Genomic DNA, 19,036 nt, shown 5'->3' with positions numbered 1-19,036 from the left:
ACAGTTTCCTATGCGCTGATCAAGGGTGCGGCACGCTTTCGGGAGTTTTCAGACATTCAGCGCCGACTCATAAAACCCTGTTTTTATGACTGGCCTGAATATGAAGACTTTCGCTCTTCTGGTGCTCCTTGCATTGGCCATGTGGTTATCCACAGGCTTGATCTCTGTCGCCCAGACAAAAGCGTCCGAGGCTGACCAGGATTTTTATCGCTGGATAGACTCCGAACAGGGCCGTAGCGCGTCCCTGGCGCAACTGCGGCAACAGTGCGACAAGGTGCTGGATGCCGATAGACACCTCAGCTGTTCGGTGACGGTCTTCGCCAGATTGCTCGAAGCCAAGGTCGCCAACCAACTCCCCGAGTACTATCTGGCGATCAAGGCCAAGCATGCCCAGGCGATTGCGGCCAACGCCTATCTGAAACCTCTGTTCTCCACCTTTGGCAGCAAATCACTGGCTGTCCTGGCGGCGACCGGCGATTTCTCGGTCAGCGGTTCGACGAGGCATGAGGTGCTGCCGCTCCATCCGTATGCCGACGACGTCTACATTGCTGAACAAGTGCTGCCATTTATCGAGGTCGGCGCGGCCAATGGTGTCTCGGCGCGTTTTGTACTGGACACGGGCGCACCGCAAACCCGGATCAACATCGACACGGCGAAACAGATGGGCATCAAGTTGTTGCCCGATGCTTTTTATCGCTACAGCACGTTTTATGGCGAAAAGGACCTGGCCGCGAGGCTGGGAATTCTCGGGTCGCTGAAAGTCGGCACCCGCGAGTTCAGGAACGTCCTGGTCTTTGTCAGCGACCGGGATAATCTGTTGGGGCTGGATCTGATCAGCAAGCTGGGGCGTTTGAAGATCACCAGCAGAACACTGGAGCTGAATCCGCCGCTGGCCACACGCTGTGATGCGTCGATTGTCATTAGCCGCCTGGATCTCAATCAACGGCTGGTGGTGGCCGCACAACTGGATCGCCGGGTAACGCAGGCCATCATCGATACCGGAAATGTCGACTACCTGACGGCCTCGTCGCCCGGCAGGCAGCTCAGCGTTGTGCAGGCGCTTACACCGGGGAGCTCGAACGCTTACAGCGGCAACAACAAGCGTTTCCAGCGCTTCGACGGCGTATTAGCCCTGCAAGGCAATACCATGGCGGTCACCTACAAATACTACCCGGGCTTTACCATCCCGCCGTCGCTGATAGGCGGGCAATACGTCCCGTCGATATTGCTCGGATGGCGCGCCTTCAAAGACTTTGAATTGAACCTGGACCTGGATTCGGGTCGCTCATGCCTCAATAAAATCTGAACAACTTCGGTGTTTACCCACAATCCCTGTTGGTGGTTCTGTGGATAACATGTTCGCGCCTCGCTACACCCCCTGCAAATCAAGCCCTGCAGGCTGTAGGTCAAAAAACAACCAGTCCTGTTCGTGGTTTTTCCAAGCTTTTTCAAGGGGATAAGTGCTGTTGTGGATGCAGACTTGCCCCCAATCTCTGTTGGCGCTTCTGTGGATAAGATGTTTGCTATCGGCTGCAGGCCTTATAAACAGAGGCTTTCATGGTTGTGGTTAAAAAGTGATCAATTGAAGGTTGTGAGCCGTAGAATTGGACGCAAACACCGGTTTCTTGCGGGTTACAGCGTTTTTCCACAGCGTCTTCGAAGTTAACCCCAAAGTCTGTTGGCGCTTCTGTGGATAAGGTGTTTGCCATCCTCTGAAAGCTACGCAGTCCGTGCCTTTCAGGCTTATGATCAAAAAATGACCAGTCCGCTCGTGGAAGCATGCTTCTGGATAAGTCACGATTTTTCTTTGGGTTTTGTGGAGAAATTTTGCGGTCTTTCCACAGTTGTCCCCAATAGCTGTGGGTGGAGATGTGGATAACTTGTTCGCGGAAGGCTGGGAGGTGCGGCGGACATAGGCCTGAACGAGATAGGTCATATTTCGTACAGTTCTAAATGATCGGGGAAAGTGAGGCCGCTTTCGCGAGCAAGCCCGCTCCCACAATGACCGAGGCGTTCACAGAATTTGTGTGCGCCACCGATCCACTGTGGGAGCGGGCTTGCTCGCGAAGCTTTTGCTTTTGATTTAACCCTGAACCGGAACCCCTTTGAGATACGGCGCAGGCTCGGCCCCCAGGTTGCTCAGCAGGCGCTCGCTGTACCAGTCCACGAAGTTCACCACGCCGAACTCATAGGTCTTGGAGTACGGACCCGGCTGGTACGCGGTGGAGTTGATGCCGCGCTGGTTCTCTTCGGCCAGGCGACGGTCCTGGTCGTTGGTGGCGTCCCAGACCTGGCGCATGCGCTCCACGTCGTAGTCCACGCCTTCGACCGCGTCCTTGTGCACGATCCACTTGGTGGTGACCATGGTTTCCTGGGCGCTGATCGGCCACACGGTGAACACGATGATGTGGTCGCCCATGCAGTGGTTCCAGGAGTGCGGCAGGTGCAGGATGCGCATCGAGCCCAGGTCCGGGTTCTGGATGCGGCCCATCAGCTTGGCGCAGCCCTGTTTGCCGTCCATGGTCATCGACACGGTGCCCTTGAGCAGCGGCATGCGCACGATGCGGTTACGCAGGCCGAAGCTGGCGTGGGCGTAAGGAATCTTCTCGGCTTCCCAGGCGGCGGCGGAGGCGGCTACGTGGTCCTTGAAGGCCTGGTCGGCGCGCGGGTCGGTGACGTCGTCCCATTCCAGCAGCGTTTTCAGCAGCTCCGGGTGCGACGCGTTGCAGTGGTAGCACTCGCGGTTGTTTTCCAGCACCAGTTTCCAGTTGGCCTTTTCCATCAAGGTGGTGGTGATCGCCACCTTGGTGTTTTCCATGTCGTACGGTTCCATGTAATGGTTGAGCGTCGACAGGAAGTCATCGATGGCCGGCGGGTTTTCCGCCAGGCTGATGAAGATGTAGCCGCCGGCGGTCTTCACGTTCACCGGCTTGAGGCCGTACTCTTTCATGTCGAAGTCGGCGCCCATTTCCGTGCCGGCGAACAGCAGGCGGCCGTCGAGTTCGTAGGTCCACTGGTGGTAGTGGCAAACCAGCTTGGCGACCTTGCCCTTGTCGCTGGTGCACAGGCGCGAGCCACGGTGGCGGCAGACGTTGTGGAACGCGTGCACCACGCCTTCGGCGCCGCGGATCACGATGATCGGGTTCTTGCCGATCTGCAGGGTCAGGTAGTTGCCCTTGGTAGGGATTTCGCAGGTCATGCCGGCGATCAACCACTCTTTCTGAAAGATTTCCTGCATGTCGATATCAAACAGGCGCTCGTCGGAGTAAAACGGCTGCGGCAGCGAGAACGTGCGCTCGCGCTCTTGCAGCATCTGTGCGGTGGCCTTGCGTGCGGGTTCCAGCGGATCGCCCAGGCTCAGGGTAGTAGTGACGTCCATCGTTTAATCCTCAAGGCCATTCTGTGTGGCCGGCGAAAGTGGCTAATCAGGGTTGCTACGCAAGGTGTAATGGTTGTGTCTTGGTATGGGGCGAGTGTGGGGCCGGCGCTGGCCAGAACCTTATCCATGGGCGACATGGTGCAATCTGTTCCCGACGCGCAAGCCCCGGTAGTTGGGGGCTGGTCGCGATAAGCATGTCAATGTCGCAGATAGGTAAATGGATGGTTCGCGCTATACGCAGAATCGCCAACATGAAGGCCGGCAGTCGGCCGTGGAGATCAGCATGTCCAACAGCTTCCTGAACCCGGTAACCACCCAGACCTGGGCCAATGGTCGACACATCGTCCGTTGCGTCAAAGTCATCCAGGAAACCTGGGATGTGCGCACCTTTTGCTTCATGGCCGACCAGCCGATCCTGTTCTTCTTCAAGCCGGGGCAGTTTGTCACCCTGGAGCTGGAGATTGAAGGCCAGCCGATCATGCGTTCGTACACCATTTCCAGCTCGCCATCGGTGCCGTACAGCTTTTCGGTGACCATCAAGCGCGTGCCGGGCGGCAAGGTGTCCAACTGGCTGCACGACACCCTGCACGAAGGCCAGGAGCTGGCGGTACACGGGCCGGTCGGGCTGTTCAACGCCATGGACTTCACCGCGCCGAAGGTGCTCTACCTCAGCGGCGGCGTTGGTATCACGCCGGTCATGTCCATGGCGCGCTGGTTCTACGACACCAACGGCAATGTCGACATGGTGTTTATCCACAGCGCCCGTTCGCCTAAAGACATCATTTACCACCGTGAGCTGGAACACATGGCGTCGCGGATCGACAACTTCAGCCTGCACCTGATCTGCGAGAAGCACGGTATGGGTGAGCCCTGGGCCGGTTATCGCGGTTACCTGAACCACAGAATGCTTGAATTGATGGCGCCGGACTTCCTTGAGCGCGAAGTATTCTGCTGCGGCCCGACACCGTATATGAATGCGGTCAAGCGCTTGCTGGAAGCCGCTGGCTTCGACATGTCGCGTTACCACGAAGAATCCTTCGGAGCGACCCCGCCAGAGGCGCGCGCTGACGCAGTGGAACACGCCGAACAAGCGGCCGAGGCACCGGAAGTCGACGCTGCTGACTTGCATCAAGTGGAATTCACCACCTCCGGCAAGAGCATCCGCGTGGCCCCGGGCGAGACCGTGCATGCGGCGGCGGCCAAGGTCGGTCTGATGATTCCGAAAGCTTGCGGCATGGGGATTTGCGGGACGTGCAAGGTGTTGAAGCTGGGTGGTGAAGTGGAGATGGAGCACAACGGCGGGATCACCGAGGAAGACGAAGCGGATGGGTTCATCCTGTCGTGCTGCAGCGTGCCGAAGGGGGATGTGCGGATCGAGTTCTGATAAACACCATAAAAACTGTGGGAGCGAGCTTGCTCGCGATAGCGGAGTGTCAGTCGACATCAATTCTGAATGTCAGACCGCAATCGCGAGCAAGCTCGCTCCCACAGGTACGGTGTTTTTTCAGTCAACGAATAGGTCGGTCATGAGCTTGTCGGCGCTATCCGGCGCAAACCGATAGTGTTCGAACTCCGTCACACCGTTCTCCCGCAGTATTTCTTCATCAATCAGCAAACGCCCGGTCAGGCTGCGGTTTGCGCTGCTCAGAATCACATGTGCCGCATCTGCCATGATCGCAGGCAAGCGCGCATGCTTGAACGATTCCCTCGACCCCAGCTGAAACTCGATGGCGGCGGTGGCGATCATCGTCTGTGGCCATAGCGAGTTGACGCTGATCCCGTAGTTCTTGAATTCCTCACTCATGCCCAAAGTCAGCATGCTCATGCCGTACTTGGTAACGGTGTAGGGGCTGTATTGGGCGAACCACTTGGTGGCCAGGTTCAGCGGCGGGGACAGGTTAAGGATGTGGCCGCCGGACTTCTTCAGGTACGGCAACGCAGCCTGGCTGCACAGCAAGACGGCGCGGGTGTTGATCTGGTGCATCAGGTCGAAGCGCTTGAGTTCGAGGTGCTGGACCCCGGTCAGCTTGATCGCCCCGGCGTTGTTGATCAGTGCATCGATGCCACCGAAATGTTCGTTGGCCTGGGCCAGGGCCGCACGTACGGCATCCTCTTCCCGCACATCCACCTGCAAGGCCAACGCCTTGCCGCCTGCGGCTTCCACCTCCTGGGCCACACTGAAAATCGTGCCTGGCAGCTTGGCGTGGGGTTCGGCGCTTTTGGCGGCGATCACAATGTTGGCCCCATCGCGTGCGGCCCGCAGCGCGATCTCGCGGCCGATGCCGCGACTGGCGCCGGTGATGAACAGGGTTTTGCCTTGCAATGACATGCGTACGCTCCTGGTTTTTGTTATGTGAGCGGATCGAAGCGGCTCGCCAATCAATGTAGACGATGTCTTTCAAGGTGGAGGGATGCAGCGAGGTTCTTGTAGGAGCAGCCTGCGGCAGCTCCTACGGGATGAGGGTCAGGCGGTCATGACCTGGCGGATGTCGCGGGCCAGTTCACGTACGCGCTCTTCCTCGGTGTCCCACGAGCACATGAAGCGTGCGCCGCCGTTGCCGATGAAGGTATAGAAGCGCCAGCCCTTGGCGGTCAGTGCGGCGATGGCCGGTTCCGACAGTTGCAGGAACACGCCGTTGGCCTGTACCGGGAACATCAGCTCCACGCCGGGGATGTCGCTGACCAGTTCGGCGAGCAATTGCGCGCAGTGGTTGGCGTGGTTGGCGTATTTGAGCCAGGCGTCGTTTTCCAGGATCCCGACCCAAGGCGCCGAAAGGAAGCGCATTTTCGACGCCAGCTGCCCGGCCTGCTTGCAGCGGTAATCGAAGTCTTCAGCCAGCTTGTGATTGAAGAACAGAATCGCCTCGCCCACCGCCATACCGTTTTTCGTGCCGCCAAAGCACAGCACGTCGACGCCGGCCTTCCAGGTCAGGTCGGCCGGGGTGCAGCCGAGGAATGCGCAGGCGTTGGAGAAACGCGCGCCGTCCATGTGCAGGTTCAGGCCCAGTTCCTTGCAGGTGGCGCTGATGGCGCGGATTTCGTCCGGGGTGTAGACACTGCCGACTTCGGTGGCCTGGGTCAGGGTCACGACGCGGGGTTTCGGGTAGTGGATGTCCTGGCGCTTGAGCGCGACCTCGCGGATCGATTCCGGGGTCAGCTTGCCGTTTTCAGTACGGGCGATCAGCAGTTTGGAGCCGTTGGAGAAGAATTCCGGGGCGCCGCATTCGTCGGTTTCGACGTGGGCGGTTTCCGAGCAGATCACGCTGTGGTAACTCTGGCACAGCGACGACAGGGCCAGCGAGTTGGCGGCGGTGCCGTTGAAGGCAAAGAACACTTCGCAGTCGGTTTCGAACAGTTTGCGGAAATCGTCGGACGCGCGGGCGGTCCACTCGTCGTCGCCGTAAGCGCGCTGGTGGCCGTGGTTGGCCTGTTCCATGGCCGCCCAGGCTTCAGGGCAGATGCCGGAATAGTTGTCGCTGGCGAATTGTTGGCTCTTGTCGGTCATGGCCTGCTTCCGTGGTCGAGATGCCTATGGTGAAGCGTCCCGTGGTCAATGAGGGTGCGCACTGTACCCAAGATCGTCAGGTGGAGCGCACAGGATGTCGCTGTCAGGAACATACACAGTCGAAGGGCAATTATGCACATGACGATGCACAAGGCCATGCACTTAAAGCAGCGCGACGGGGCACTGGATCTGCTCAAGTGGCTGGCGCTGCTCTGCATGGTGCTCGATCACCTGCGATATGTCGGTTATTCCGCCGATCTGTTGTATGTGCCGGGACGCCTGGCGTTTCCGTGGTTCTGCCTGGCGATGGCGGCCAATCTGGCGCGCGCGCGGACTACGACGACCGGTGGCCAGTGGCGCTATCTGGGCTGGTTGTTGCTGTTTAGCGCGGTGAGTGAAATTCCTTACCGGATGTACATTCCCAATCCCGACACCTTGAACGTGCTGCCCACCCTTGCCTTGGGCTTGCTGGTGATTCGTGGCTGGCAGCAGCCGGTGCTTGCCTCGCGCCTGCTCGCCGTTGGCGCGGTGCTGCTGGCAGGGTTTTTCTCCCAGCGCTTGATGTTCGGTTTCTTTGGCGTGCTGTTGCCGCTGGCGATGCTGCTGGTACTGCAACGGCCCTGGTATTTCGCACTGTTGGCGGGGTTGGTATGCCTGGCGGCCAATCAGTGGCAGGTGCTGTATCACGCCACTCGCCTGGGCAATGTCGCGGCGATTCCGGCCATCGTCGCGTGTCTGATTGCGCCATGGCTCGGGCTGTTCTTGTTGCGACATGCAAAGGGCGTAAAACCACCGCCGATGCGGCGCTGGGCGTATGCGCTCTATCCCTTGCATTTCCTGGTGTTGCTCGCAGTGCGACAGGCCATCGCCTGACCCTGTAGGAGTGAGCCTGCTCGCGATAGCGGTGGGTCAGCCACCATCATTACCGAATGTGGCGCCGCTATCGCGAGCAAGCTCGCTCCCACAGGGGATCTGCGCCGGATCGACGGTCGTGTTCGGCCAGCCATTTCTTCCCATGTCGTAAACGCACCTTTGCGTGGCGTCCGTAGGCATTTGACGACTCCAAGCCAGTCATACCATCGCTACCAAAGGGCACTGCCGAAACGCCAGTGCCTCACCGAGACGAATGGCGCACTGCCGCCGCTGGGAGAGACGCGATGTTCAGCAAGCAAGACCAGATCCAGGGTTACGACGATGCACTGCTGGCGGCGATGAATGCCGAGGAGCAACGTCAGGAAGATCACATCGAGCTGATCGCGTCGGAGAACTACACCAGCAAGCGCGTGATGGAAGCGCAAGGCAGCGGCCTGACCAACAAATATGCCGAAGGCTATCCGGGCAAGCGCTACTACGGTGGCTGCGAGCACGTCGACAAAGTTGAGGCGCTGGCCATCGAGCGCGCCAAGCAACTGTTCGGCGCCGATTACGCCAACGTGCAGCCGCACTCCGGTTCCTCGGCCAACAGCGCCGTGTACCTGGCCCTGCTGCAAGCCGGCGACACCATCCTCGGCATGAGCCTGGCCCACGGCGGTCACCTGACCCACGGCGCCAAAGTGTCGTCCTCGGGCAAGCTGTACAACGCCGTGCAGTACGGCATCGACACCAAGACCGGTCTGATCGATTACGACGAAGTCGAGCGCCTGGCCGTCGAGTGCAAGCCGAAGATGATCGTTGCCGGCTTCTCGGCCTACTCCAAGACCCTGGACTTCCCGCGCTTCCGCCAGATCGCCGACAAGGTCGGTGCACTGCTGTTCGTCGACATGGCCCACGTGGCCGGTCTGGTCGCTGCCGGCCTGTACCCGAACCCGCTGCCTTACGCCGATGTGGTCACCACTACTACCCACAAGACCCTGCGCGGTCCGCGTGGCGGCCTGATCCTGGCCAAGTCCAACGAAGAAATCGAGAAGAAGCTCAACGCGGCAGTTTTCCCGGGTGCCCAGGGCGGCCCGCTGATGCACGTGATCGCCGGTAAGGCAGTGTGCTTCAAGGAAGCGCTGGAGCCTGGCTTCAAGGTTTACCAGCAGCAAGTGATCGACAACGCCCAGGCCATGGCCGGCGTGTTTATCAAACGCGGCTACGATGTAGTGTCCGGCGGTACCGACAACCACCTGTTCCTGGTCAGCCTGATCCGTCAGGGCCTGACCGGCAAAGAGGCGGACGCAGCCCTCGGTCGCGCCCACATCACTGTGAACAAGAACGCTGTCCCGAACGATCCACAGTCGCCGTTCGTGACCTCTGGCCTGCGCATCGGCACCCCGGCGGTCACCACGCGCGGCTTCAAGGTGACCCAGTGCGTCACGCTGGCCGGCTGGATCTGCGACATCCTCGACAACCTCGGCGACGCCGATGTCGAGGCCAATGTCGCCGAGCAAGTGGCAGCCCTGTGCGCGGACTTCCCGGTTTATCGCTGAGTGCGGTTTTGGAGTAAATGACTATGCAACGCTACTCGGGCTTCGGCCTCTTCAAACACTCTCTCAGCCATCATGAAAACTGGCAGAAAATGTGGCGCACGCCGACCCCTAAAAAGGTCTACGACGTGGTCATTGTCGGTGGTGGCGGGCATGGTCTGGCCACGGCCTACTACCTGGCCAAGGAACACGGCATCACCAACGTGGCCGTGGTCGAGAAAGGCTGGCTGGGCGGCGGTAACACCGCGCGCAACACCACCATCGTTCGCTCCAACTACCTGTGGGACGAGTCGGCGCACCTGTACGAACACGCGATGAAACTGTGGGAAGGCCTGTCCCAGGACCTGAACTACAACGTGATGTTCTCCCAGCGCGGCGTCTACAACCTGTGCCACACCCTGCAGGACATCCGTGATTCCGAGCGTCGGGTCAGCGCCAACCGCCTCAATGGCGTCGACGGTGAACTGCTCGATGCCAAACAGGTTGCCGACGAGATTCCGTACCTCGACTGCTCCAAGAACACCCGCTATCCGGTGATGGGCGCCACCGTCCAGCGTCGCGGCGGCGTGGCCCGTCACGATGCCGTGGCCTGGGGCTTTGCCCGGGCCGCCGACGCCCTCGGTGTGGACCTGATCCAGCAGACCGAAGTGATCGGTTTCCGCAAGGAAAACGGCGTGTGCATCGGCGTTGAAACCAACAAGGGCTTCATCGGCGCCAAGCGCGTCGGCGTAGTGACCGCCGGTAACTCCGGGCACATGGCCAAGCTCGCCGGTTTCCGCCTGCCGATCGAATCCCACCCGCTGCAAGCGCTGGTGTCCGAGCCGATCAAGCCGATTATCGACAGCGTGATCATGTCCAACGCCGTACACGGCTACATCAGCCAGTCCGACAAGGGCGACCTGGTGATCGGCGCCGGTATCGACGGCTACAACGGCTACGGCCAGCGTGGTTCTTACCCGGTGATCGAGCACACCATCCAGGCCATCGTCGAGATGTTCCCGGTGCTGTCGCGGGTACGCATGAACCGTCAGTGGGGCGGCATCGTCGACACCACGCCGGATGCCTGCCCGATCATTTCGAAAACCCCGGTACCGAACATGTTCTTCAACTGCGGTTGGGGCACCGGCGGCTTCAAGGCCACACCTGGTTCGGGCAACGTGTTTGCCGCGAGCCTGGCCAAGGGTGAAATGCACCCATTGGCTGCACCTTTCTCCATCGACCGTTTCCACAACGGTGCGTTGATCGATGAACACGGCGCTGCTGCGGTTGCCCACTAACAGGAGAAATCCCCATGTTGCATATCTTCTGTCCTCACTGCGGCGAACTGCGCTCCGAAGAGGAATTCCATGCATCCGGCCAGGCGCACATCCCGCGCCCACTGGATCCGAACACCTGCACCGACGAGGAGTGGGGCGACTACATGTTCTTCCGCGATAACCCGCGCGGTCTGCACCACGAGCTGTGGGATCACGTCGCCGGTTGCCGTCAGTACTTCAACGTCACCCGCGACACCGTGACCTACGAGATTCTCGAAACCTACAAGATCGGCACCAAGCCACAATTCACCGACAAGACCGATAGCCCGAAAGCGGCCAGCACGGCTCTGGGAGAGAAGGTATGAGCCAGATCAATCGCCTGTCCAATGGCGGACGGATCGACCGCAACAAAGTCTTGACCTTCACCTTCAACGGCCAGAACTACAAAGGCTTCGAAGGCGATTCCCTGGCCGCTGCACTGCTGGCCAACGGCGTCGACATCATCGGTCGCAGCTTCAAGTATTCCCGTCCCCGCGGCATCTTCGCTGCGGGCGCTGAAGAGCCGAACGCGGTGCTGCAGATCGGCGCCACCGAAGCCACGCAGATCCCGAACGTACGCGCCACGCAACAGGCGCTGTACCAAGGCCTGGTCGCCACCAGCACCAACGGCTGGCCGAGCGTGAACAACGACATGATGGGGATTCTCGGCAAGGTCGGCGGCAAGCTGATGCCGCCGGGCTTCTACTACAAAACCTTCATGTACCCGCAATCGTTCTGGATGACCTACGAGAAGTACATCCGCAAGGCTGCCGGCCTGGGCCGCTCGCCGACCGAGAACGATCCGGACACCTACGACTACATGAACCAGCACTGCGACGTGCTGATCGTCGGTGCCGGCCCTGCAGGTCTGGCCGCTGCACTGGCCGCTGCGCGCAGCGGTGCCCGTGTGATCCTGGCTGACGAACAGGAAGAGTTCGGCGGCAGCCTGCTCGACTCCCGCGAAAGCCTCGACGGCAAGCCGGCGATGGAGTGGGTGGCCAGCGTCATCGACGAACTGAAGAACACCCCGGACGTGCTGCTGTTGCCGCGCGCCACCGTCAACGGCTACCACGACCACAACTTCCTGACCATTCACGAGCGCCTGACCGATCACCTCGGCGACCGCGCACCGATTGGCCAGGTGCGTCAGCGCATTCACCGGGTTCGCGCCACTCGCGTGGTGCTGGCGACCGGTGCTCACGAGCGTCCATTGGTCTACGGCAACAACGACGTGCCGGGCAACATGCTCGCCGGCGCTATCTCGACCTACGTGCGTCGTTACGGCGTGGCACCGGGCAAGAAGCTGGTGCTGTCGACCAACAACGACCACGCCTACCGCGTTGCCCTGGATTGGCTCGATGCCAGCCTGCAAGTGGTGGCCATTGCCGACGCCCGCAGCAATCCCCGTGGTGCGCTGGTGGAAGAAGCACGCGCCAAAGGCATCCGCATCCTCACCGGCAGCGCCGTGATCGAGGCCCGTGGCAGCAAGCACGTGACCGCTGCCCGTGTGGCCGCCATCGATGTCAAAGCCCACACCGTGACCAGCCCTGGCGAATGGCTTGAATGCGACGTGGTGGCCAGCTCCGGTGGCTACAGCCCGGTGGTTCACCTGGCTTCGCACTTGGGTGGCAAGCCGATCTGGCGCGAAGACATCCTCGGTTTCGTACCGGGTGAAGCACCGCAGAAACGCGTGTGCGTCGGTGGCATCAACGGCGTTTACGGCCTCGGCGATTCTCTGGCCGACGGTTTTGAAGGTGGCGTTCGCGCTGCTGCCGAAGCCGGCTTCCAGTCGGTTGAAGGCGTGTTGCCGAAAGCCCTGAGCCGTCTGGAAGAGCCGACCCTGGCGCTGTTCCAGGTACCCCATGAAAAGAACACCGCACGGGCGCCGAAGCAATTCGTCGACCTGCAAAACGACGTCACCGCCGCCGCCATCGAACTGGCGACCCGCGAGGGCTTCGAGTCGGTCGAACACGTCAAGCGCTACACCGCGCTGGGCTTCGGCACCGATCAGGGCAAGCTCGGCAACGTCAACGGCCTGGCCATCGCTGCCCGCTCGCTGAACGTGACCATCCCGCAGATGGGCACCACCATGTTTCGCCCGAACTACACGCCGGTGACTTTCGGCGCCGTGGCCGGTCGTCACTGTGGGCACATCTTCGAGCCTGTGCGTTACACCGCGCTGCATCAATGGCACCTGAAAAACGGCGCCGAGTTCGAAGACGTCGGCCAGTGGAAACGTCCTTGGTACTTCCCGAAATCCGGTGAAGACCTGCATGCCGCGGTGAAGCGCGAATGCAAAGCCGTGCGCGACAGCGTCGGCCTGCTGGACGCTTCGACCCTGGGCAAGATCGACATCCAGGGCCCGGATGCGCGTGAGTTCCTCAACCGCGTCTACACCAACGCCTGGACCAAGCTCGATGTTGGCAAGGCCCGTTACGGCCTGATGTGCAAAGAAGACGGCATGGTCTTCGACGACGGCGTGACGGCTTGCCTGGCCGACAACCATTTCGTCATGACCACCACCACTGGCGGCGCGGCTCGCGTACTTCAGTGGCTGGAGCTGTACCACCAGACCGAATGGCCGGACATGAAGGTGTACTTCACTTCCGTCACCGACCACTGGGCGACCATGACCCTGTCCGGGCCGAACAGCCGCAAGTTGCTCGCTGAAGTCACCGACATCGACCTGAGCAGCGAAGCTTTCCCGTTCATGACCTGGAAAGAAGGTCTGGTGGGTGGTGTGCCGGCGCGGGTATTCCGGATTTCGTTTACCGGTGAGCTGTCATACGAAGTCAACGTGCAAGCCGACTACGCCATGGGCGTGCTGGAAAAAATCGTCGACGCCGGCAAGAAGTACAACCTGACCCCGTACGGCACTGAAACCATGCACGTGCTGCGGGCCGAGAAGGGCTTCATCATCGTCGGTCAGGACACTGACAGCTCGATGACCCCGGACGACCTGAACATGGGCTGGTGTGTCGGTCGCACCAAACCGTTCTCGTGGATCGGCTGGCGCGGCATGAACCGTGAAGATTGCGTGCGTGATCAGCGCAAGCAACTGGTTGGCCTGAAGCCGATCGATCCGAACAAATGGCTGCCGGAAGGCGCGCAACTGGTGTTCAACACCAAGCAAGCCATCCCGATGACCATGGTTGGTCACGTGACTTCCAGTTACCTGCACAACTCCCTGGGCTATTCATTCGCCATGGGCGTGGTCAAGGGCGGGTTGCAGCGGATGGGCGAGCGAGTGTTCGCACCGCTGGCCGACGGCAGCGTGATCGAGGCGGAAATCGTTTCTTCGGTGTTCTTCGATCCGAAAGGCGAACGCCAGAACGTTTAATGACCTCGGGTCCTGTGGTGTGCTGGCTGCCGCTTTCGCGAGCAAGCCCGCTCCCACAGGGGAATGCGGTCAAATGTGGGAGCGGGCTTGCTCGCGAAGGCGGTAGTTCAGCCACCACAAGGCTAGAACCAACAGAATTCAGGAAAGGTGCTTTATGACCGCAGCCAATGTTTACCAACAACGCCCAACCTCCGGGGCCAAGGCCGAGTCGTCGCTGCATCACGCCGACCTCGCCAGCCTGGTGGGCAAGGGCCGCAAGAACGCCGGCGTGACCGTGCGTGAAAAGAAACTCCTCGGTCACCTGACCATCCGTGGCGATGGCCACGATGCCGCGTTTGCCGCCGGTGTGCACAAGGCCCTGGGCATCGAGTTGCCGGGCGCGCTGAGCGTCATCGTCAAAGGCGAAACCAGCCTGCAATGGATGGGGCCGGATGAGTGGCTGCTGATCGTGCCGACCGGTGAAGAACTGGTCGCCGAGCAAAAACTGCGCGCAGCGCTGGGTGATCTACACATTGCAATCGTCAACGTCAGCGGCGGCCAGCAACTCCTCGAACTGAGCGGCCCGAACGTGCGCCAGGTGCTGATGAAGTCCACCAGCTACGACGTGCACCCGAACAACTTCCCGGTGGGCAAAGCCGTCGGCACGGTGTTCGCCAAGTCGCAGCTGATGATCCGTCACACCGCCGAAGACACCTGGGAGCTGCTGATTCGTCGCAGCTTCTCGGATTACTGGTGGTTGTGGTTGCAGGACGCTTCTGCCGAGTATGGGCTTAGCGTTCAGGCGTAATCACAACTGAACGTGGAGACAAACCCTGTGGGAGCGAGCTTGCTCGCGATGGACTTGAGAGCGACGCGTTAAATCAGGAAGTGCGCGTCATCGTTGATGTCCATCGCGAGCAGGCTCGCTCCTACAGGAAGGCTGTTCCGTTTACAGATTTCACAGGAGTCACCGCACTATGAGCCGCGCCCCAGACACATGGATTCTGACCGCCGACTGCCCCAGCGTGCTCGGCACCGTGGACGCGGTGACCCGCTTTCTGTTCGAGCAGGGCTGCTACGTCACCGAGCACCATTCTTTCGATGATCGGCTCTCGGGCCGTTTCTTCATTCGTGTGGAATTCCGCCAGCCTGACGGTTTCGACGAGCAGTCGTTCCGCGCGGGCCTGGCCGAGCGCGGTGAAGCCTTCGGCATGATCTTCGAGCTGACCGCGCCGAACTATCGGCCGAAAGTGGTCATCATGGTTTCCAAGGCCGATCACTGCCTCAACGACTTGCTCTATCGCCAGCGCATCGGCCAGTTGTCGATGGACGTCGCCGCGGTGGTCTCCAACCACCCGGACCTCAAGCCGCTGGCCGACTGGCACCAGATTCCGTACTACCACTTCCCGCTGGACCCGAACGACAAGCCGTCCCAGGAACGTCAGGTATGGCAGGTCATCGAAGAGTCCGGTGCGGAACTGGTGATCCTTGCGCGCTACATGCAGGTGCTGTCGCCGGAGCTGTGCCGCAAGCTCGATGGCAAGGCGATCAACATTCACCACTCCTTGCTGCCGGGTTTCAAGGGCGCCAAGCCCTATCACCAGGCCTACAACAAGGGCGTGAAACTGGTGGGCGCCACCGCGCATTACATCAACAACGACCTGGATGAAGGCCCGATCATTGCCCAGGGCGTCGAGGCAGTGGACCACAGCCATTATCCGGAAGATCTGATCGCCAAGGGGCGGGATATCGAAGGGCTGACCCTGGCCCGGGCGGTTGGGTATCACATTGAGAGACGAGTGTTTTTGAACGCCAATCGTACGGTCGTTCTTTAAATCGCCATCGCGAGCAAGCTCGCTCCCACAGGGTTTTGTGTCGTTCACATATCTTGTGTCCACCCCGGTCCACTGTGGGAGCGAGCTTGCTCGCGATGGGGCCATAACAGACAACACAAGACAACAGGCAATAACCAGAGCACTTAACGCGCTGCCTGCCTGGGCAACGCGGTTCCATAAAAACAACAGCGAGGTGAAAGCATGTCTGGCAATCGTGGTGTGGTGTATCTCGGCGCTGGCAAGGTCGAAGTGCAGAGTATTGACTATCCGAAAATGCAGGACCCGCGCGGCAGGAAGATTGAACACGCTGTCATCCTGCGTGTGGTGTCCACCAACATCTGTGGTTCCGACCAACACATGGTGCGCGGTCGTACCACGGCGCAAACCGGCCTGGTGCTGGGTCATGAGATCACTGGCGAAGTGATCGAGAAGGGCAGCGACGTCGAGAACCTGAATATCGGCGACCTGGTGTCCGTACCGTTCAACGTGGCTTGCGGGCGCTGCCGTTCCTGCAAAGAAATGCACACCGGTGTCTGCCTCAGCGTTAACCCGGCGCGTCCGGGCGGTGCTTATGGTTACGTCGACATGGGCGACTGGACCGGTGGCCAGGCCGAATACGCCATGGTGCCGTACGCCGACTTCAACCTGCTGAAACTGCCGGATCGCGACCGGGCGATGGAAAAAATCCGCGACCTGACCTGCCTCTCCGACATCCTGCCGACCGGCTATCACGGCGCAGTGACCGCTGGCGTCGGCCCGGGCAGCACCGTGTACATCGCCGGTGCCGGTCCGGTCGGTCTGGCGGCGGCCGCATCCGCTCGCCTGCTGGGTGCGGCGGTGGTGATCATCGGTGACGTCAACACCGTTCGCCTGGCTCACGCCAAGGCCCAGGGTTTTGAAATCGCCGACCTGTCCCTGGACACGCCGCTGCACGAACAGATCGCCGCACTGCTGGGCGAACCGGAAGTGGATTGCGCCATCGACGCCGTCGGCTTCGAAGCCCGTGGCCACGGCCATGACGGCGTGAAACACGAAGCCCCGGCCACCGTGCTCAACTCGCTGATGGGCGTGGTACGTGTGGCAGGCAAGATCGGTATCCCCGGCCTCTACGTGACCGAAGACCCGGGTGCTGTCGACGCTGCTGCGAAAATGGGCAGCCTGAGCATCCGCTTCGGTCTGGGCTGGGCCAAATCCCACAGCTTCCACACCGGCCAGACCCCGGTGATGAAGTACAACCGCGCGCTCATGCAAGCGATCATGTGGGACCGCATCAACATCGCCGAAGTGGTGGGCGTTCAGGTGATCAGCCTGGATCAGGCACCGCAGGGTTATGGCGAGTTCGATGCGGGCGTGCCGAAGAAGTTTGTGATTGATCCGCATAAGATGTTTAGTGCGGCGTAAGGGCCTTTTGCTAAGGTAAAAGGGCGACATACAGTCGCCCTTTTACTGAGAGAATCTAATTGATTGAAGGGTGCATGTTTAGTTTTCGGTTCCATTGTTTCGAGGAGGGGGTGAGAAGTTAGCTCTAGTCCCACTTGTGCCCGGAGTCACTCTTAAGTTTCGATTTAGAATATTCATGATAAAAGGGTCGGAGTAACCGCTGTCCGTTAGTGTTCGTATTGTTATATTTCTTTCTATATTAACATCTAGATGTTGCGCTGGTGTTTTGCGCCGTTAGAGCGGAGTTACCGGGATTGGTTTGAGATTGGTTTGCAATGGTCGCTGGGCTCGCTGTTTGATTGACGATGGAGTTCTGCAGGTTTCGGGAGAGAGTTGGCGGCACCACCAAGACGGGCGTGCGCTGAGTAGGCGCGACTTTTTGTATCGGTATCTCTTTTATTCCCCGCTGAAAAGCATCCTCAGCTGAACGCTTGGTTGCTCGGCCTGCCACTTTTAGTGGTCGACGGACAAGAGTAGTTACTTGCTCACCTTTACCGATTAAAAATTTCAAGTTTTTCCGCACGACTGCCCATAGAGCTATTGCCGCGTGTCCAGAGGGATCTGTTTTATTGCTAGGATTTCCGTAGCAGTATACATAGCTATTCAACCCGCCCTCCCCAAACGGACTCCAGCTATCTGGACTGTTGAAGCGCATCAACACCGGATTAAACGTCCGATAGCCATTCCCCAACAGATAACACCCTGTCACCAGATCTGGCCACTCGCCGTTGAAGCCGAGCAGGCTGAGCAAACCGTTCCCCATCGGGCAATGTCCATAAGGCGTGTAGATCATGGGATGCGGTCGATCGACATCAAGTACATTCAAAACCGAACGCTGTTGATCAGTGGCAAGCAAGCGCGCTTCCACGGCCCCACTCTGACGCTGCTGCTGAGCCAGCAGTTGATCGTCGTGCTGCATGATCGAACGCTGCACCGCGTCTTGAATCTCGGTGGCCAGACGATCTTTCAGGTAAAAGCGTCGGGTGGGGGCCTGCGCAGAGAGAGTGCAATCAACCAGACGATCCAGCGGGTCGTAGTGGTAGCGGCAGAGCAGGGATTCTCGATTGGGGAGCATGGCCGGGTTCCTGAAGGAGTTTGTCGATTCAGGGTTTTACTGTGGCGAATTCGAACAGAGCCGCCCACTAGCAGATCTGATAGTGCCGCAGGCTTCTGGGCTGCTTTGTGACGAGCGGGTGGGAAATGGGTGGAAACCTGAGGAACATGCCCGCGTTTGCCCGGTCAAACCGGCAGCTTTGCGCCTGTAAGCCGGGCGTTTTTCATGACGCAAGAGGATGTCTGAATGAAGATTTCACGCGGTTTTGCCCTGGCATCACTCCTGACCCTGGCGGCCAGCCCGGTCTTCGCACAGTTCAGTCTGGGTGATGCGGCCAATGCCATTGCCGGCATGAAGGGCGGTGACGCGGCCGCGACCGCCGCACCGACACCGCAGACAGCCGACCTGCTGAGCACTCTCAGTGAACTGGACATCACCCCACAGCAAGCCGTTGGCGGTGCCGGGGCGATGCTGGGGCTGGCGAAGAACCAGTTGAGTTCGACCGACTACTCGGAACTGGCCCAAAGCGTGCCGGGCATCGACATGCTCTCGGGCGGCGGTGAGTTGGGTGCACTGGCCGGTCTGCTAGGTTCCAGCGGCAAAGCTGCAGGGCTGGATAACGCCCTGGGCAACGTCAAGGACACCAACGACCTGAACAACGCCTTCAGCGCCCTGGGCATGGACAGCGGCATGATCGGACAGTTTGCCCCGGTGCTCCTGCAATACCTCGGTCAGCAGGGCGTCGGCGGTTCGCTGCTGAGCAGCCTGGGCAGCATCTGGGGCGCTGGCGCCGGTAGCTGA

Annotated in this window: 15 protein-coding genes; 11 read left to right on the top strand and 4 right to left on the bottom strand. The window is 60.2% G+C overall.

Features of this window, described 5'->3' with window-relative positions; translation table 11 throughout:
- Positions 1–139 precede the first annotated feature (139 nt).
- A complete protein-coding gene (locus tag AC3IP0_RS26225) occupies positions 140–1,306 on the top strand; it encodes a retropepsin-like aspartic protease (protein ID WP_489317485.1) in 1,167 nt (388 codons plus the stop codon).
- 777 nt (positions 1,307–2,083) lie between these two features.
- On the opposite strand, the gene gbcA is transcribed toward AC3IP0_RS26225, so the two are convergent.
- Positions 2,084–3,379: a glycine-betaine demethylase subunit GbcA gene (gene gbcA / locus AC3IP0_RS26220; RefSeq protein WP_489317484.1), complete on the bottom strand. Its 1,296-nt coding sequence runs from the start codon at positions 3,377–3,379 to the stop codon at positions 2,084–2,086.
- 283 nt (positions 3,380–3,662) lie between these two features.
- Between gbcA and gbcB the strand changes: the two genes are divergently transcribed.
- A complete protein-coding gene (gene gbcB / locus AC3IP0_RS26215; RefSeq protein WP_489317483.1) occupies positions 3,663–4,763 on the top strand; it encodes a glycine-betaine demethylase subunit GbcB in 1,101 nt (366 codons plus the stop codon).
- Between the two features lie 120 nt (positions 4,764–4,883).
- On the opposite strand, the gene AC3IP0_RS26210 is transcribed toward gbcB, so the two are convergent.
- Both AC3IP0_RS26210 and AC3IP0_RS26205 read right to left on the bottom strand, forming a co-directional pair.
- Positions 4,884–5,708 carry an SDR family oxidoreductase gene (locus AC3IP0_RS26210; RefSeq protein WP_489317482.1) on the bottom strand — a complete coding sequence of 275 codons (825 nt, stop codon included), beginning with the start codon at positions 5,706–5,708 and terminating at the stop codon, positions 4,884–4,886.
- A 135-nt stretch (positions 5,709–5,843) separates the two neighbouring features.
- Positions 5,844–6,884 carry a threonine aldolase family protein gene (locus AC3IP0_RS26205; protein ID WP_489317481.1) on the bottom strand — a complete coding sequence of 347 codons (1,041 nt, stop codon included), beginning with the start codon at positions 6,882–6,884 and terminating at the stop codon, positions 5,844–5,846.
- 156 nt (positions 6,885–7,040) lie between these two features.
- Here AC3IP0_RS26205 and AC3IP0_RS26200 point away from each other — a divergent pair, with 156 nt between their 5' ends.
- The 8 genes from AC3IP0_RS26200 to fdhA all read left to right on the top strand — a co-directional run bounded on the left by AC3IP0_RS26200 (position 7,041) and on the right by fdhA (position 17,142).
- A complete protein-coding gene (locus AC3IP0_RS26200; RefSeq protein WP_489317480.1) occupies positions 7,041–7,757 on the top strand; it encodes a TraX family protein in 717 nt (238 codons plus the stop codon).
- Positions 7,758–8,041: 284 nt separating this feature from the next.
- A complete protein-coding gene (gene glyA / locus AC3IP0_RS26195; RefSeq protein WP_046039380.1) occupies positions 8,042–9,295 on the top strand; it encodes a serine hydroxymethyltransferase in 1,254 nt (417 codons plus the stop codon).
- A gap of 23 nt (positions 9,296–9,318) precedes the next feature.
- Complete coding sequence (locus AC3IP0_RS26190; RefSeq protein ID WP_007947735.1) at positions 9,319–10,569, top strand: sarcosine oxidase subunit beta; 1,251 nt, start codon at positions 9,319–9,321, stop codon at positions 10,567–10,569.
- Positions 10,570–10,583: 14 nt separating this feature from the next.
- A complete protein-coding gene (locus tag AC3IP0_RS26185) occupies positions 10,584–10,913 on the top strand; it encodes a sarcosine oxidase subunit delta (protein WP_046039383.1) in 330 nt (109 codons plus the stop codon).
- On the top strand, positions 10,910–13,927 hold the full coding sequence (locus tag AC3IP0_RS26180) for a sarcosine oxidase subunit alpha (protein WP_489317479.1): 3,018 nt from the start codon (positions 10,910–10,912) through the stop codon (positions 13,925–13,927). Before AC3IP0_RS26185 ends, AC3IP0_RS26180 begins: the two co-directional genes overlap by 4 nt.
- A gap of 154 nt (positions 13,928–14,081) precedes the next feature.
- The gene (locus AC3IP0_RS26175) at positions 14,082–14,714 is read left to right on the top strand and encodes a sarcosine oxidase subunit gamma (protein ID WP_489317478.1); all 633 of its coding nucleotides are present in this window, start codon (positions 14,082–14,084) and stop codon (positions 14,712–14,714) included.
- 169 nt (positions 14,715–14,883) lie between these two features.
- Positions 14,884–15,741: a formyltetrahydrofolate deformylase gene (gene purU, locus AC3IP0_RS26170; protein WP_007981374.1), complete on the top strand. Its 858-nt coding sequence runs from the start codon at positions 14,884–14,886 to the stop codon at positions 15,739–15,741.
- A 201-nt stretch (positions 15,742–15,942) separates the two neighbouring features.
- Positions 15,943–17,142, top strand: a complete 1,200-nt coding sequence (gene fdhA, locus AC3IP0_RS26165; RefSeq protein ID WP_477753040.1) for a formaldehyde dehydrogenase, glutathione-independent — start codon at positions 15,943–15,945, stop codon at positions 17,140–17,142.
- Positions 17,143–17,380: 238 nt separating this feature from the next.
- Here the strand turns inward: fdhA and AC3IP0_RS26160 are convergent, their stop codons facing one another.
- Positions 17,381–18,256 carry an RHS repeat-associated core domain-containing protein gene (locus AC3IP0_RS26160; protein ID WP_489326224.1) on the bottom strand — a complete coding sequence of 292 codons (876 nt, stop codon included), beginning with the start codon at positions 18,254–18,256 and terminating at the stop codon, positions 17,381–17,383.
- Between the two features lie 225 nt (positions 18,257–18,481).
- On the opposite strand from AC3IP0_RS26160, the gene AC3IP0_RS26155 reads away from it, so the two are divergent.
- A complete protein-coding gene (locus AC3IP0_RS26155) occupies positions 18,482–19,036 on the top strand; it encodes a DUF2780 domain-containing protein (RefSeq protein WP_489317476.1) in 555 nt (184 codons plus the stop codon).

It is taken from the genome of Pseudomonas sp. GL_103, assembly GCF_057835175.1.
This window is presented reverse-complemented; position numbering and strand designations above follow the sequence as displayed.

Bases quoted from the DNA above. Each gene is read 5' to 3' on its own strand.
- AC3IP0_RS26225 (WP_489317485.1), top strand. From the start codon at position 140: ATGTGGTTATCCACAGGCTTGATCTCTGTCGCCCAGACAAAAGCGTCC.
- gbcA (WP_489317484.1), bottom strand. From the start codon at position 3,379: ATGGACGTCACTACTACCCTGAGCCTGGGCGATCCGCTGGAACCCGCA.
- gbcB (WP_489317483.1), top strand. From the start codon at position 3,663: ATGTCCAACAGCTTCCTGAACCCGGTAACCACCCAGACCTGGGCCAAT.
- AC3IP0_RS26210 (WP_489317482.1), bottom strand. From the start codon at position 5,708: ATGTCATTGCAAGGCAAAACCCTGTTCATCACCGGCGCCAGTCGCGGC.
- AC3IP0_RS26205 (WP_489317481.1), bottom strand. From the start codon at position 6,884: ATGACCGACAAGAGCCAACAATTCGCCAGCGACAACTATTCCGGCATC.
- AC3IP0_RS26200 (WP_489317480.1), top strand. From the start codon at position 7,041: ATGCACTTAAAGCAGCGCGACGGGGCACTGGATCTGCTCAAGTGGCTG.
- glyA (WP_046039380.1), top strand. From the start codon at position 8,042: ATGTTCAGCAAGCAAGACCAGATCCAGGGTTACGACGATGCACTGCTG.
- AC3IP0_RS26190 (WP_007947735.1), top strand. From the start codon at position 9,319: ATGCAACGCTACTCGGGCTTCGGCCTCTTCAAACACTCTCTCAGCCAT.
- AC3IP0_RS26185 (WP_046039383.1), top strand. From the start codon at position 10,584: ATGTTGCATATCTTCTGTCCTCACTGCGGCGAACTGCGCTCCGAAGAG.
- AC3IP0_RS26180 (WP_489317479.1), top strand. From the start codon at position 10,910: ATGAGCCAGATCAATCGCCTGTCCAATGGCGGACGGATCGACCGCAAC.
- AC3IP0_RS26175 (WP_489317478.1), top strand. From the start codon at position 14,082: ATGACCGCAGCCAATGTTTACCAACAACGCCCAACCTCCGGGGCCAAG.
- purU (WP_007981374.1), top strand. From the start codon at position 14,884: ATGAGCCGCGCCCCAGACACATGGATTCTGACCGCCGACTGCCCCAGC.
- fdhA (WP_477753040.1), top strand. From the start codon at position 15,943: ATGTCTGGCAATCGTGGTGTGGTGTATCTCGGCGCTGGCAAGGTCGAA.
- AC3IP0_RS26160 (WP_489326224.1), bottom strand. From the start codon at position 18,256: ATGCTCCCCAATCGAGAATCCCTGCTCTGCCGCTACCACTACGACCCG.
- AC3IP0_RS26155 (WP_489317476.1), top strand. From the start codon at position 18,482: ATGAAGATTTCACGCGGTTTTGCCCTGGCATCACTCCTGACCCTGGCG.